Source organism: Microbacterium sp. M1A1_1b, from assembly GCF_053345565.1.
Genome location: NZ_JBKFAJ010000005.1, coordinates 313,684 through 326,505, shown reverse-complemented (window position 1 = coordinate 326,505; position 12,822 = coordinate 313,684). Strand labels below are relative to the sequence as shown.

Sequence of the window (12,822 nt, the reverse complement as noted above, 5' to 3'; positions counted from 1 at the left end):
CCATGTCCCACACGCACCCAGCCAAGCGCCCCCTCGACGCGGGCGACCCCTACCGCTACGGCGTCTACCTGCGCCCCGACGCCCGGACCTGCCGGGCGGTCACGGTGGTCACCGACCAGCTCCGGGCCCAGTACGGCCTGGTGTCCGCCGGCGCGTTCCCGCCGCACGCCACCCTGGTCGGCAGCCAGCCCTTCGGCGGCGACATCGCCCAGGTCGAGGACGCCCTGACCACCCTGCTGCAGGGCCGACCGGCGTTCGACGTGCACAACGCCGGCGTCCGCGAGCAGGGCATCGGGTACGTGTACGACGTCGCCGAGCGCCCGGACGGCTCGGTGAACCAGGACTTCGTGCGCCTGGCCGCGGACGTCGACGCCGCCGTGGCTCCGTTCCGCGTGCCGATGCACTCGCCGCTGTCGAACGACTACGACCCGGAGCACTGGCGCGGGCACCTGTCGCTCGCCTCGCACGACCTGTACGGCCGGCCGGACCTGCACGACGAGGTGGGTGCCTTCATCCGCGACCTCGGCATCGACGTGCCCTCCGGCTTCCGCGGTGACACGGTCGTGCTGTACCGCACGGCCAGCCCGGACTGGAGCGGTCGCTGGTGGCACACCATGACGTGGGAGCACGTCCGCACCTGGACGCTGACGTGACCGTCACGTTGGCGGACGTCGCCAGCGCGACCGGGATGTCCCGTTCGCTGGTGTCCCTCGCCCTGCGCGGCGACGACGGCGTGTCCGCGCGCCGACGGGCAGATGCGGTCCGTGCAGCGGGCGCCCTGGGTCTGCCGGTCGGCGACCTCGCGCGCCGCCGCGCCGACGACGGGCCGCTGGTCGTCGGGGTGCTCGTCACCGAGGCCGCGAACCCCTTCCACGCCGAGGTCCTGGCGAGTGCGCACGCGACCGCGGCGACCCTCGGCTTCGACCTGCGCGTCGTGGACGGCTTCCGCGACGACCTCCGGCTGGCCGCCGGACTGGAGGCCCTGCACGCCTGCCACGGGTCGGCCGACGGTGTCCTCGGGGTCGCGGTGGTCAGCAGCCGACTCGACCCGGCACGGCTGGCGGCGGTCGCCGCGGACCTGCCGGTCGCCGTCCTCGGCTCCGGCGCGGTCCGGGCCCGGGGCACCGGCGTGGACACGGTCAGCGCCGACGAGGAGGCCGGCATGCGCGGGCTGCTGCTGCACCTGGCGTCGCTCGGGCACGTCCGCACCTGCTTCGTCGCGGAGTCCGGCCACCCGTCCACCACGCGTCGCGCGCTCGTGCACGCCGAGGTCGCCGGACGGCTCGGGGCACTCGGTGCGGTGCGGACGGACGACGTCGACGCGCTGGTCGTCGACCCCGGACGGATCGCCCGCCACCTGGACCAGGGCGTGACCGCGTTCGTCGCCGCGAACGACTCGACCGCCGCCCGGTTGCTCGGTGCCGCGCACGACGCCGGGCTCGACCTGCCGCGACTGGCCGCCGTGACCGGGTTCGACGGCACGGCCCTGGCGGCGCGACTCGACCTGACGACCGTCGACCAGCCCCGGCGACGGATGGGTGCCCGCGTCGTCGAGCTCGTCGTGGAGCAGTTGCGCGGGCGGCGGGTCGACCGGCACGAGGTCCTGCCGACGGCGCTGCAGCCGCGGGGCTCGAGCGTGCCGCTGCTGGCAGCAGCACGGGCCTGAGCCCGTCGGTCAGCGGCCCTGCCGGTCGAGTGTCGCGACCTGCGCTGCCGTGAGCGCCGCGGGGTAGACCGTGACGTCGTCGAGGTCGCCGGCGAACGCGTCGGTGCTCGGACGGTCCTGCCACGTCGCCAGGTCGTCGTACCCAACGCGCCACCAGCCGGAGTAGGTCGGCGGGGCCACGCCGGTGGTGCTGCCGGTTGCGACACCGTCGACGTAGACCGTCATCGTGCCGGCGCCGAGGGTGGCGACGAGGTGGTGCCACTGACCGTCGGCGACCGAGCCGTGCGGCGCGACGACGACCTCGGTGGAGTCGTTGTAGACCCCGAAGGACGCCCGGCCGTTCGAGGCGATGTAGAGCGTCCGGTCGTAGGCGGACGACGTCCCCGACTGGCTGTCACCGAAACTGATGACGTCGCCGCCGCCCGTCGTGCGGATCCACGCCTCGAGCGAGAACGTCGTCGGCGCCGTCACCCGGGCGTTGCTGGCGCCGGTGACCTGTCCGGAGACGCCGTCGAGCGTGACGTACGGGCTGTCGGCGCAGGTGCCGCCGACGCGGGTCGCGCCGGAGCCCAGGGTGCCCGTCCGACCGTTGCCGGCCGCATCTGCCTCGGTCATGCCGGTCGCGGCGCTGAACTGGTAGCTGAAGGTGGGGCTGTTCGTGACCGTCCGCGCGAGACACGGGAAGGTCGTGGCGGCGCGCAGGGTCGACGTCGGGTCGGCGCTGATGCTGCCGAAGCCCGCGGCCACCGCTGCGGCCGGGCCGACGGTGAGCCCACCGGTGACGAGCAGCACGGCGGCGATCGTTCCGATCCGCACGACGCGACGGTGTCGTCGTTCGGTGCGGCGTCGGCCTCGTCGGGTGTCCGGGTCCGCGGGGGTGCGCCGGACACGCACGGCTGGTGTGGCGGCTGTCCCGTTCGTGACCGGGTGGGCGGGGTTCCGGACGCGTCGGTCGATCGTGGTCACGGCGAGCACGACGGCCGCGCCGACCGCGAGCAGCAGCAGCTTGCTCCACTCGTGGTCGCGGATCCACAGGACCGGCAGGCCGACGAACGGCACTCGGAGCACCGCCACACCGTGCACGGCGGAACGGCGCACCGGGGTGGAGTCGTCGTCCGGGTTCGCGTCGCCCTTGGTGATGAGCGCGCTGTCGGGGCCGGTCGCGACGAACCGGTGCAGGCGCAGTGCTCCGCTCCGGTCCGGGTCCTCGGCGAGCAGGACCTGCCCGACGTGCAGCGCGCTCGCGGCCACCGGGCGCGAGACCACGACGTCACCCGGGGTCAGCCGGGGTTCCATCGAGCCGGTCATCTCCGTGGTGGGCTGCCAGCCGATCGCCGCCGGGACCGCTGCCCAGAGTGCGAGCCCGAGCACCATGACGACCACGCCGCGTGCCATCGTCGCCACGACGACGCGCACGAGGGCGAGGACGTCGGGCAGTGACGTCCTCGCCCTCGCGGCGGCGGGTGCGGCGATGGTCGTCATCACCTAGCTGTTCTGTGCTTCCCAGGTCAGGCCGAGTGCCGCGGAGCCGGCCTGGGCCGTGTTCGGGGTGGACGAGGCGACGGTGTACGTCACCTGGTACACGCGGGACTCCGGCGTCGCGCCCGTGGGCGTCCACGTGCCGATCCCGGTGGCGTAGTTGCTCGAGCCCGACCCGAAGGCGGCGAGCGTGCCGGAGTACAGCGTGCCGTTCGTGGACAGCGGGGTGAATCCCGAGCACGACCCGAAGCCGCCGCCGGTGCCCTGCAGCACGGTCAGGGTGACGTACGACGACAGGGCGTTCGTCGTGCTCGGTGCTGTGCCGTACAGCTTCACGGCCGACGCGAGCGAGCCGTTCGAGGTCACGGTGATGCAGTTCGTGCCGGTCGATCCGGGTTTGAGGTTCGTGGCCGTGAACAGCGCGGTGTTCGCGTCGTCGTCGGTCAGGCTGACCGTTCCGGTCGACCAGTTGCTGGTCGGGTTGGCGGTGGTCGCCGAGAAGGCGGAGTAGGACGCGGTCGAGACGACCAGCCCAGAGGCGACGAGCGCGACCGGGATGCCGACGCCGGCGATGATCTTCGCGGTGAGGGGGATGGATCGGGGCATGGGGCAGCTCCAGAGCAGGTGTCGACGAAGCGACGAGAGGCTGTGTCCGCAGCGCGCCAGGGATGACACGGGATGCACAGGTGGTTGAGTACCTAAACTACTCGCTCAATCACCTGATGTCCAGGAAACTCGGAAAGAGCACTCAGGTGATCGACTAGTGTCGTCGACATGGACGCGCACACGGATCGCGGTCTGCGCGACGACGACGAGACCTTCGACGAGCTGCTCAGCGCGTTCCGTCAGTTCGAGCTCGCGCACCTGCGTGTCCTGCGCCGCCTGCTGGCGGACGAGGGCCTCAACGAGACCGACATCCGTCTGGTGCTGCTGCTGTCCGGGCCGGACACCGGCGGGCTCACACCGACCCGGGTCGCCCGCGCGCTCGACGTCACCACCGGGGCCGTGACGATCATGCTCAACCGCCTGACGCCCCGGGAGATCGTCGTGTCCGTCCCCAACCCGGACGACCGCCGCAGCGTGCTCGTCCGGCTCGGCGCCGCGGGGGAACGGTGTCGTGAGCGGGTCCGGTCGGTCTACTTCTCGGTGTTCGAGGACGCGTTCCCGCACGGTGACTGGGAACGGATCGGCACCCGGTTCGTGCGTCTCGCGGCGGGACTGGACAGCGTGTCCGCCTCCCGCTGACGAGCACGAGCACGAGCACGAGCGCGAGCGCGGGGACGCACACGCACACGCCCGCGCCCGTGTCAGGCGATCATGAACTCCTCGGGCCGCAGCGCCCGGCCGACGACCCGGACGTCGCCGATCGACCCGACGAACACCTGGTCGAGCACGCCGCCGTACCGGTAGCCGCCCAGCAGCCAGGGCTGTCCGGCGGTGCTCAGGCCGCGGTTCCGGGTCGACGGGTTCCGCACGACGGGGCACCCGTCCACGTACATGACCGTGTGCGACCGGTCGTTGACCACCGCGACGTGCCACCAGCGGCCGAGCGGCAGCTCGTGGCCCCAGTTCGTCAGTGATCCGTCCTGGCTGGTCGGGTACACGCACCACTGCAGCTCGCGGTCGCCGGACAGACTCAGGGTGACCGCGGGCTCCTGCGGGTCCCCGTCGTCCGAGCGGGCCTTCCCGACGTCACCGGCGCTCGAGGACTGCGAGAACAGCGCGCTGAACCCGTTGGCGTCCGGGTCGAACGTGGTCGGCAGCAGGAAGAACGCCTCGACGGTGTACCCGTCCGCGAACCGTGCGCGGTTGATCGGCGCGCCGTCGACCGTCAGCAGGTGGTCGCCACCGGGCTTGCCGCCCTGCAGCGCCAGGCTGCCGGCGCCCGGCTGGTCCGGGTGGTGCGCGCTCGACCAGCGCAGCGCGCCCGGCACGGCTCCGGGACGCTGCGCGACGACCAGGTCGTTGCCGCGGCCGGTCTGGTCACGGACCCGCGTCGTGGGAGCGACCGTTGCGCCGTCGGTGGTGCCGTCGAAGCGCCAGTACGCCATCGTCCCCGGCACCAGCATCGCGGACGCCGGACGGGAGGCCCGTGGTGCGACCGGCGCGAAGCCCGCGAAGCGCGCGGTGAAGTCCACGGCCACCGTGAACCGGTCGACGTCGCCGCTCAGGGTGCGTTCCTCGTCTGCCAGCGCGTTGTCGTCGCCCAGGCCGCCACCGAGCACGAACGGCGACAGGGTCTCGACGTCGATCACGTTCCGGTCGAGGTCCACGTGGTACAGCCGGATCATCGCGGCGCCGCCGTAGTACCGGTTCTGGTAGTTCGTCAGGTGCAGCTCGACGTCGTGGCCGGCGGCGTTCTTCCGGGTTGTGCGACCCGGCCCCCAGTAGTGGCCGTTCAGCGTCAGGAACACCTGGTCCTGCTCGGCGATGAACGTGTCCCACAGCTGCTGGCCGTACGCGTCGAACGTGGCATCGCCGGCGGCGTCCGAGTCGACGATCGCGTGGGTCGTCAGGATCACGGGCGCGTGCGGGCGGGCGGCGAGCACGGAGCGGGCCCAGGCGAGACCGCTCGCACTCGTCTTCCAGTCGAGCGCCAGGACGACCCACTCGCGCCCGGCGGCCGTGAAGGCGTGCGCGGTGTTGTACCCGTCCGGGCTCGACCCGATCCACCCCGGTGCCCGCCGGAACCGCTTCGGCCCGAAGACGTCGAGGTACGGGGTCGGGCCGCGCTGGTCGTCCGTCGACGACACCACGTCGTGGTTGCCGGCGAGCACGCTGTAGGGCGCTCCCGCACGGTCCAGCACGTCGAACACGGCACCGGCTGCCTGCATCTCGGACGCGGCGCCGTTCTGGGTCAGGTCGCCGAGGTGCACCAGGAACACGGTGTTGTGCCGCGTCTGTTCACGGACGACGTACTCCATCGAGGCGCGCATCGGGGCGGGGTCGACCGCGGCGCCGTCGAACATGTACTGCGTGTCCGGCATCACGGCCACGGTGAACCGCGGCGATGTGGTGTCCGGACGCCAGCGGCCCGGACGCCCCGCCGAGGCCGCTGTCTGTGCGGCGGCGGTCGGCGGTGTCCCCGCCGCGGCGGGGGCGGTCAGAGCATCGGCCGCCGCCGCACCGTCGGGCAGGCCGGCCGAGGCGGCGATCCCGGCGGCACTGGCCAGGCCGGTCCCGACCAGGAAACCGCGGCGCGAGAGGGGGTTCCGGGCATCGTCACGAAGAGGGTTCTGCACGGCTCCGCACGCTAGCGACGGTGGGCGAACCGGTGGCGGACGCGCGGTGAACGATCGTCGCCGAGAGTGCGCGCACCCGTTCCACCAGGAAGCCGTGCTCGTCGCCGCCACCGCCGGCGACGTAGTCCTCGGCGTCCTGCGGTCGGTCGGTCGGGGCGCCGCCGACGCTGCCGTGGAACCACCCGCCGGCCTGCTGCAGGACGAACGCACCGGCGGCGACGTCCCACGCGTGCGTCGCGAAGCCCATCGTGACGTCGGACCAGCCGGCGGCGACGTGTGCCAGGTTGAGGGCGCCGCTGCCGGTGCTGTGGTGGTGCCGGTAGCGCAGCGTCAGGTCGCGCAGCAGGGCGAACGCGGCGTCCTCGCCCAGCAGCTCCAGGTCCTGCTGCACGGGGAAGCTCGTCAGCACCGTGGCATCGGCCTCGGGCAGGGCGGCGGCGCGGATCGGTGCGCCGTCCAGCGTGGCGCCGGTGTCGTCGGCGGCGAACAGGTGGTCGGCGACCGGGTCGTACACCACGCCGGCGACGACGACCCCGTCGACCTCGGCCGCGATCGAGACGCACCAGTACGCCAGACCGCGCGCGAAGTTCGCGGTGCCGTCGATCGGGTCGACGATCCACCGCAGTCCGGCGTCCCCCGTGCTGCCGCCCTCTTCGCCCAGCACGACCGACCCGGGGAACGCCGACGTCAGCGACCGGGTGATCGTCTCCTCGGCCGCGCGGTCGTGCACGGTGACGACGTCGTGGGCGTCGCGCTTGGTCGCCACGGTCATGTCGGCGCGGAACGCGGCGAGCAGCTGCGGGGCGACCTGGCGGCAGGCGGTCTCGGCGGCGGCTCGCAGCGCCGCTGGTGCGGGGGCATCGGGGGAGTGACTCATGCCCCCGGTGTAGCGGCACGGCCGACGTGGACGGTGAACCGCCGTGGCCCGTCGGTGGAACCCGCGGTGAACGACGGTGTCGTGCACGCGACTCCCTGCCGGGTCGGTGCCCGCGTCCGTTGAACACGGCGTGAACGGACGGCGGCCGGTCGCTGACCGCGCTTGACCGGCTCACCGGCCCGCCCGCACAGTGGAGTCCGTTCCCGGATAGGGAACGTTCCCTACTCGGAGGTGGACACCCCATGACGGTCTCCGTCCGGCCCGGCCTGCTCGCCGGTCCCGCCCGCCCCGCACCGACATCGGGTGCCTGGCTGCGGTCCGACCGCCGCGTCGGCACAGTACTGCTGCTGCCCGCGCTGGTCGTGTTCGGCGTGTTCGTGTTCTACCCGCTCGTGCGCGTCATCGTGCTCAGCACGCAGGGCACCGACATCTTCGGGCAGCCCGCCGGTTGGGTCGGTCTGCAGAACTACGTCCGGACGCTCACCGACCCGGACTTCGCCCAGACGATGGGCAACACCGCACTGTTCTGCGCGGGGGTCGTCGCCGGCCGGATCGTGTTCGGACTGCTCATCGTCGTGCCGCTCACCGCCAAGCTGCGGGGGACCGCGGTGTTCCAGGCGCTGCTCACCTCGCCGATGGTCGTCTCGGTGTCGGCGGGGTCGGTCGCGTTCGCGGCGATGCTCGCGCCGGGCACCGGCCTGGTCAACACGGTCATCCGGCAGTCCGGCGGTCAGGGCGTGCCGTGGCTGACGGACACCCACTGGGCCCTGGCGAGCGTCATCGTCGTCACGGTCTGGGGCTCGCTCGGGTTCACCGTCCTGCTGCTGGTCGGGGCCTTCGGGGCGATCGACCAGGACGTCGTCGAGGCCGCGCACCTGGACGGCGCCGGACCGGTGCGCACGTTCTGGTCGGTGTCGCTGCCGCTCGTCACGCCGACGCTGTTCTTCGTGGTCGTCACGGGCACCGTCGAGGCGCTGACGACCTTCGGCCAGATCCAGATCCTGACCGGCGGCGGGCCGGCGAACTCGTCGCGGACCCTGGTCTACGCGATCTACCAGCAGGCGTTCGGCTCGGCGAGTGCGAACTTCGGGCTCGCCGCCGCGCTCGGGGTCATGCTGTTCCTGCTGGTGCTCGGGCTGTCGCTCGTGCAGTTCGGCGTGCTCGAGAAGCGGGTGAACTACTGATGCGCCCGGTCACCGCCCGCCGCTTCCGCAGCGCGTTCGTCTACGCCTGGCTCGTCGTCGCGGTCGTCGTCGTGTGCTTCCCGCTGTACTACGTGTTCGAGGGTGCGCTCACCCCCACCCGGTACCTCGAGCAGGGGCTGCCCGGACTGCTCCCGTTCCACCTGACGCTCGACAACCTGGTCCGCGCCACCCAGGTCGTGCCGCTCGGCCAGCAGTTCCTGAACAGCGTCGTCGTGACGCTCTGCCAGACGGTGCTGCAGGTCACGATCGGCATCATGACCGCGTACGCGCTGGTGTTCTGCCGGATGCGGGGGACCCGCGCGCTGTTCCTCGTGCTGCTCGCCAGCATGATGATCCCGGGCGAGACGACCCTGATCGCGAACTACCTGACCGTGTCGTCGTGGCACCTCATCGACACCCTGCTGGTCGTGTTCCTGCCCTTCGTCGCCTCGGCGCTGACGATCTTCCTGTTCCGCCAGGCGTTCCTGAGCTTCCCCGACGAGCTGCGCGAAGCCGCCGTGCTCGACGGTGCCGGGCACTTCCGCTTCATCCGGTCGATGCTGCTGCCGATCACCCGGCCGACCCTGGTGTCCGTGACCCTGGTGTCCGCCACTGCCGCGTGGAACGGGTTCTTCTGGCCGCTGCTGGTGACGAACTCGCCCGAGAACCGCACCGTGCAGGTCGGGATCGCCCAGCTGGCGGACGCCCAGGCCTCGGACGTCGGGGTCGTGCTGGCCGGGGCGGCGATGGTCACGCTCCCCGTGCTGGTCCTCGTCCTGCTCGCCCAGCGGTTCCTGGCCGGTGGCCTGACCGCCGGCGCACTCAAGTGACCCGCCCCGCATCCGTCCCCGCACCACGCATCCCCACCACGAACACTCCCACGACAGGAAGCAGCCCCATGCCGTCTCGCCGTTCCTCCGCCGTCCTCGTGCTCGGCGTCACCGCCGCAGTCGCCGTCGCCCTGACCGGGTGCTCCGCCTCCGGGTCCGCCAGCCCCGCGTCGTCCGGCCCCGTCACGGTGCAGTTCTGGCACGCCATGGCCGGTCCCGCGGCCACCGAGTTGGACTCGCTCGTCAGCGAGTACAACGCCGACAACACCGACCACGCCACCGTGAAGGCGTCGTTCCAGGGCGACTACGCCGCGGTGCAGACGAAGTACACCGCCGCGGTGCAGTCCTCGTCGACGCCCGACCTGCTCATGATGAACGACGTCTCGACCGGCTTCATGATGGACTCCGGGCAGACCGTGGCACCGTCGACGCTGGGCAAGGTCGACACCTCGACGATGGCCCCCGCCGCCAAGCGCTACTACAGCGGCAAGGACGGGCTGGCCGCGATGCCGTTCTCGGTCTCGATGCCGGTGCTGTACATCGACAAGGCGCTCGCCACGAAGGCCGGCCTCGACCCGTCCTCGCCGCCGAAGACCCTGGCCGAGGTCGCGACGTGGGCGAAGCGGATCCACCAGGCCAGCGGCGCCTACGGCTTCAGCATGAACATGGGCGACTCGTGGATGCTCGAGGAGCTCTCGGCGTCCGGTGGCAAGGCGTTCTGCACGCCGGACAACGGCCGCGGGTCGAAGACGGCGACGGGCGTCTCCCTGACCTCGGACACGCAGGTCGACTTCATGACGACGCTGCAGTCGCTCTACCAGCAGGGTGTCGCGCTCAACCCGGGCACCGACTCCGCCGCGATGAACTCGGCGTTCGCCAGCGGCAAGGTCGGCATGCTGCTGACCTCGTCCGGCGCGTACACGACGGTCGACCCGGACGGCTCGAAGTCCGTCGTCGCCCGGTTCCCGACCACCGCGTCGTCGTCGGACGCCGGGCAGGTCATCGGCGGCAACGCGCTGTGGATCTCCGGCAAGGGCCACTCGTCCGCCCAGCAGAAGGCGTCGTTCGACTTCGCGAAGTGGCTCCAGACGCCCGACGTGCAGGCGAAGTGGGCCAAGGCCACCGGCTACCTGGCGATGGACACCGGGGCTGCGGACACCAGCGTCGGCAAGCAGTCCCTGGCGGACCCGAACGTCGCGACCATGTACCAGCAGCTGACGGCCGACCCGTCGAGCACCGCGGCCGCCGGCTGCGTGACCGGCGCGTTCCCGACCGTGCGCGCCACCGTGATCGGCGCGTTCAACCGCGTGGTCGAGGGCGCGGACGTCCGCGCCACGATGCAGACTGCCGAGCAGCAGGCGAAGTCGCAGATCGCGTCCTACAACCAGGCCGCCAACAAGTGAGCAGCCGCCCCGCGGCAGCCTGACCACGGGGCGGGCGGGAGGCCCGGTGCCAGCTGGCACCGGGCCTCCCGGCATGTCCGCAACAACTTCTGAACCATCCGGCCCGCTGTCCCGTTGTCCGGGTATGGCACTCACCAAGCGCACCAAGATCGTCATCGGCATCGCCTCGGGCGTCGTCGTCATCGCCGCGGCAGCTGTCGTCGGCCCGGTCATCTACGCGAACACCGTCAACGGGCAGGCCGCGGCCGCGCCCTCGCTGCAGGCCAGCTCGTCGGGCAAGCTCGACGCGGCGGATGCCGACGGTACCTGGACCGGCCAGAGCGGCTCGTACGCCGGCTACCGGGTGCACGAGGTCCTGCAGGGGAATGATGTGAACGTGGTCGGACGCACGAAGGACGTCGAGGGGAAGGTCGCCGTGTCGAGCGGGAAGCTCACGACGGCGACCGTCACCGTGCAGGTCGGCAAGATCTCCACGCCGGAGTCCGCACGTGACGCGTACTTCCGCACCAAGGCACTCGAGACCGACAAGTACCCCACCGCGACGTTCACGCTGACCAAGCCGGTCGACGTGGCACAGGCGCTCGACGGAACGAAGCAGGACGTCACGCTGACCGGCACGATGGACCTGCACGGTGTCGAGAAGCCCGTCACCGCTGATGCGCAGGTCGCGGTCGGCAAGAGCGGTACCGTGCAGGTCGTCGGTTCGGTGCCGATCACCTTCCAGGACTACGGCGTGACCGCACCGTCGCTCGGCTTCGTGACCGTGGACGGGAAGGGCTCCGTCGAGTTCTCCCTCGACCTCGGGAAGTGACCGTGACGAGCCGTTCCGCCGACGAGCTGCTGCAGGCGCTGTACCGCGAGCACGGCGACGCGCTCACGCGGTACGTGCGGCACCTCACGCGGGGCGGCTCGGGCGCCGAGGCGGTCGAGGACGTCGTGCAAGAGACCATGGTCCGTGCATGGCAGCGCCCCAACGTGCTGGAGCGGGCGCCCGACAGTGCCCGCGCCTGGCTGTTCACCGTGGCCCGCAATCTGGTCGTCGACGAGGCCCGCTCGGCGCGTAACCGCCGTGAGACCGGCTCGGAGTGGACGGTCGAGGGCGCGGAGTCCGACCGCACCGACGCCGTGCTCGACCGGATCATCGTCGCCGACGCGCTCGCCTCGTTGACGCCGGACCACCGTCGTGTCGTCGTGGACGCCTACTGGCTCGGTCACACCGTGCCGGAGATCGCCCGACGCCACGACGTCCCGGAGGGCACCGTGAAGTCACGGCTGCACTACGGGTTGCGGGCCATCCGGCTCGCACTGCAAGAACGAGGAGTGACCCGATGAACGGCGACCCGACGCCTGACGACCGGTACGTGGAGTGGGACGCGGCCTACGTGCTCGGTTCGCTCCCACCGCACGAGCGGCTGGAGTACGAACGACACCTCGAGACGTGCGACCGCTGCACGGCCGCCGTGTCCGAACTGGTCGGCCTGCCCGGTCTGCTCGGCAAGCTGCCGGCGGACCAGGCGGTCGAGATCGCGGAACCGGACGGGAGGCCCGACACGCGGTCCGACAGCACCCTCGCCGCCGTCGCGCACCGCGTCCGGCACCGTCGGCGTCGTCGCCGGGTCTGGGTCGGCGCCACCGCGGGGCTGGCGGTCGTGGTCGCCGTGCTCGGTGGACTGGCCGTCGGCACCGCCGGTGACCGTGTCGGGTCCGTCCAGGCCGGAGCGACCACCACCGCCTCGGCGGTCGCCGACCGGTACGACATGGTCGGCCAGCAAGGGCTCGACGTCGACCTGGCGGTCAGTGGCGAGCAGTGGGGCACCCGGTTCGACTGGGGGTGCTCGTACGGCGGCAAGAGCTGGGCCTCGGACGGGTCGGTGATGTACGACCTGGTGGTCGTGCGCACCGACGGCAGCACGTCGACCGTGGCGTCGTGGACCGCGGCGGGAGCCGATGCCCGCGGGCTGTCCGCGTCGACGGAGATCGCCCGGTCGGACATCGCGAGCGTGCAGGTGCGGCTGCGTGGGCAGCAGGTCGTGCTCGCCGGCGTCGACCTGTAGGCGCCCGTCGACCTGCAGGCGCCCGGGCGGCCCGGGTCAGCCGGCAGGCGCCCGGGCGGCCTGGGGCGGTCGGGTCAGCCTGGGGCG

13 protein-coding genes are annotated in these 12,822 nt (G+C 72.1%); 9 read left to right on the top strand and 4 right to left on the bottom strand.

Going from position 1 to position 12,822, the window contains the following annotated elements:
* Positions 1-2 precede the first annotated feature (2 nt).
* Positions 3-653, top strand: a complete 651-nt coding sequence (locus ACLBWP_RS13915) for a heme utilization protein (protein ID WP_447655610.1) — start codon at positions 3-5, stop codon at positions 651-653.
* On the top strand, positions 650-1,666 hold the full coding sequence (locus ACLBWP_RS13910) for a LacI family DNA-binding transcriptional regulator (protein WP_447655609.1): 1,017 nt from the start codon (positions 650-652) through the stop codon (positions 1,664-1,666). The genes ACLBWP_RS13915 and ACLBWP_RS13910 overlap by 4 nt, the downstream gene beginning before the upstream one ends.
* A 9-nt stretch (positions 1,667-1,675) precedes the next feature.
* Here ACLBWP_RS13910 and ACLBWP_RS13905 read toward each other — a convergent pair whose 3' ends face one another.
* Together ACLBWP_RS13905 and ACLBWP_RS13900 are read right to left on the bottom strand one after the other, a co-directional pair.
* Entirely contained in the window at positions 1,676-3,148 is a 1,473-nt protein-coding gene (locus tag ACLBWP_RS13905) for a LamG-like jellyroll fold domain-containing protein (protein ID WP_447655608.1), read from the bottom strand.
* A gap of 3 nt (positions 3,149-3,151) precedes the next feature.
* Positions 3,152-3,751 (bottom strand): CalY family protein, encoded by a 600-nt coding sequence (locus tag ACLBWP_RS13900; RefSeq protein WP_243564199.1) that lies wholly within the window; start codon positions 3,749-3,751, stop codon positions 3,152-3,154.
* Between the two features lie 168 nt (positions 3,752-3,919).
* Between ACLBWP_RS13900 and ACLBWP_RS13895 the strand changes: the two genes are divergently transcribed.
* The gene (locus ACLBWP_RS13895) at positions 3,920-4,390 is read left to right on the top strand and encodes a MarR family winged helix-turn-helix transcriptional regulator (RefSeq protein WP_447655607.1); all 471 of its coding nucleotides are present in this window, start codon (positions 3,920-3,922) and stop codon (positions 4,388-4,390) included.
* Positions 4,391-4,452: 62 nt separating this feature from the next.
* Here ACLBWP_RS13895 and ACLBWP_RS13890 read toward each other — a convergent pair whose 3' ends face one another.
* Both ACLBWP_RS13890 and ACLBWP_RS13885 read right to left on the bottom strand, forming a co-directional pair.
* Complete coding sequence (locus ACLBWP_RS13890; RefSeq protein WP_447655606.1) at positions 4,453-6,387, bottom strand: LamG-like jellyroll fold domain-containing protein; 1,935 nt, start codon at positions 6,385-6,387, stop codon at positions 4,453-4,455.
* The gene (locus ACLBWP_RS13885; protein ID WP_447655605.1) at positions 6,368-7,264 is read right to left on the bottom strand and encodes an inositol monophosphatase family protein; all 897 of its coding nucleotides are present in this window, start codon (positions 7,262-7,264) and stop codon (positions 6,368-6,370) included. Before ACLBWP_RS13885 ends, ACLBWP_RS13890 begins: the two co-directional genes overlap by 20 nt.
* Before the next feature lie 242 nt (positions 7,265-7,506).
* On the opposite strand from ACLBWP_RS13885, the gene ACLBWP_RS13880 reads away from it, so the two are divergent.
* The 6 genes from ACLBWP_RS13880 (at position 7,507) to ACLBWP_RS13855 (ending at position 12,735) form a co-directional block, all read left to right on the top strand.
* Complete coding sequence (locus tag ACLBWP_RS13880) at positions 7,507-8,448, top strand: carbohydrate ABC transporter permease (protein WP_447655604.1); 942 nt, start codon at positions 7,507-7,509, stop codon at positions 8,446-8,448.
* The gene (locus ACLBWP_RS13875) at positions 8,448-9,278 is read left to right on the top strand and encodes a carbohydrate ABC transporter permease (protein ID WP_447655603.1); all 831 of its coding nucleotides are present in this window, start codon (positions 8,448-8,450) and stop codon (positions 9,276-9,278) included. The genes ACLBWP_RS13880 and ACLBWP_RS13875 overlap by 1 nt, the downstream gene beginning before the upstream one ends.
* A gap of 68 nt (positions 9,279-9,346) precedes the next feature.
* Positions 9,347-10,681, top strand: a complete 1,335-nt coding sequence (locus tag ACLBWP_RS13870; protein ID WP_447655602.1) for an extracellular solute-binding protein — start codon at positions 9,347-9,349, stop codon at positions 10,679-10,681.
* A 124-nt stretch (positions 10,682-10,805) separates the two neighbouring features.
* Positions 10,806-11,492, top strand: a complete 687-nt coding sequence (locus tag ACLBWP_RS13865) for a YceI family protein (protein WP_447655601.1) — start codon at positions 10,806-10,808, stop codon at positions 11,490-11,492.
* Positions 11,489-12,013: a sigma-70 family RNA polymerase sigma factor gene (locus ACLBWP_RS13860; protein WP_243564191.1), complete on the top strand. Its 525-nt coding sequence runs from the start codon at positions 11,489-11,491 to the stop codon at positions 12,011-12,013. The genes ACLBWP_RS13865 and ACLBWP_RS13860 overlap by 4 nt, the downstream gene beginning before the upstream one ends.
* Positions 12,010-12,735, top strand: a complete 726-nt coding sequence (locus ACLBWP_RS13855; protein WP_447655600.1) for an anti-sigma factor family protein — start codon at positions 12,010-12,012, stop codon at positions 12,733-12,735. Before ACLBWP_RS13860 ends, ACLBWP_RS13855 begins: the two co-directional genes overlap by 4 nt.
* Positions 12,736-12,822: the final 87 nt, after the last annotated feature.

Excerpts from the sequence above, each read along its gene's own strand:
- ACLBWP_RS13885 (WP_447655605.1), bottom strand. The coding sequence starts at position 7,264 with ATGAGTCACTCCCCCGATGCCCCCGCACCAGCGGCGCTGCGAGCCGCC.
- ACLBWP_RS13870 (WP_447655602.1), top strand. The coding sequence starts at position 9,347 with ATGCCGTCTCGCCGTTCCTCCGCCGTCCTCGTGCTCGGCGTCACCGCC.
- ACLBWP_RS13900 (WP_243564199.1), bottom strand. The coding sequence starts at position 3,751 with ATGCCCCGATCCATCCCCCTCACCGCGAAGATCATCGCCGGCGTCGGC.
- ACLBWP_RS13905 (WP_447655608.1), bottom strand. The coding sequence starts at position 3,148 with ATGACGACCATCGCCGCACCCGCCGCCGCGAGGGCGAGGACGTCACTG.
- ACLBWP_RS13875 (WP_447655603.1), top strand. The coding sequence starts at position 8,448 with ATGCGCCCGGTCACCGCCCGCCGCTTCCGCAGCGCGTTCGTCTACGCC.
- ACLBWP_RS13865 (WP_447655601.1), top strand. The coding sequence starts at position 10,806 with ATGGCACTCACCAAGCGCACCAAGATCGTCATCGGCATCGCCTCGGGC.
- ACLBWP_RS13915 (WP_447655610.1), top strand. The coding sequence starts at position 3 with ATGTCCCACACGCACCCAGCCAAGCGCCCCCTCGACGCGGGCGACCCC.
- ACLBWP_RS13880 (WP_447655604.1), top strand. The coding sequence starts at position 7,507 with ATGACGGTCTCCGTCCGGCCCGGCCTGCTCGCCGGTCCCGCCCGCCCC.
- ACLBWP_RS13895 (WP_447655607.1), top strand. The coding sequence starts at position 3,920 with ATGGACGCGCACACGGATCGCGGTCTGCGCGACGACGACGAGACCTTC.
- ACLBWP_RS13855 (WP_447655600.1), top strand. The coding sequence starts at position 12,010 with ATGAACGGCGACCCGACGCCTGACGACCGGTACGTGGAGTGGGACGCG.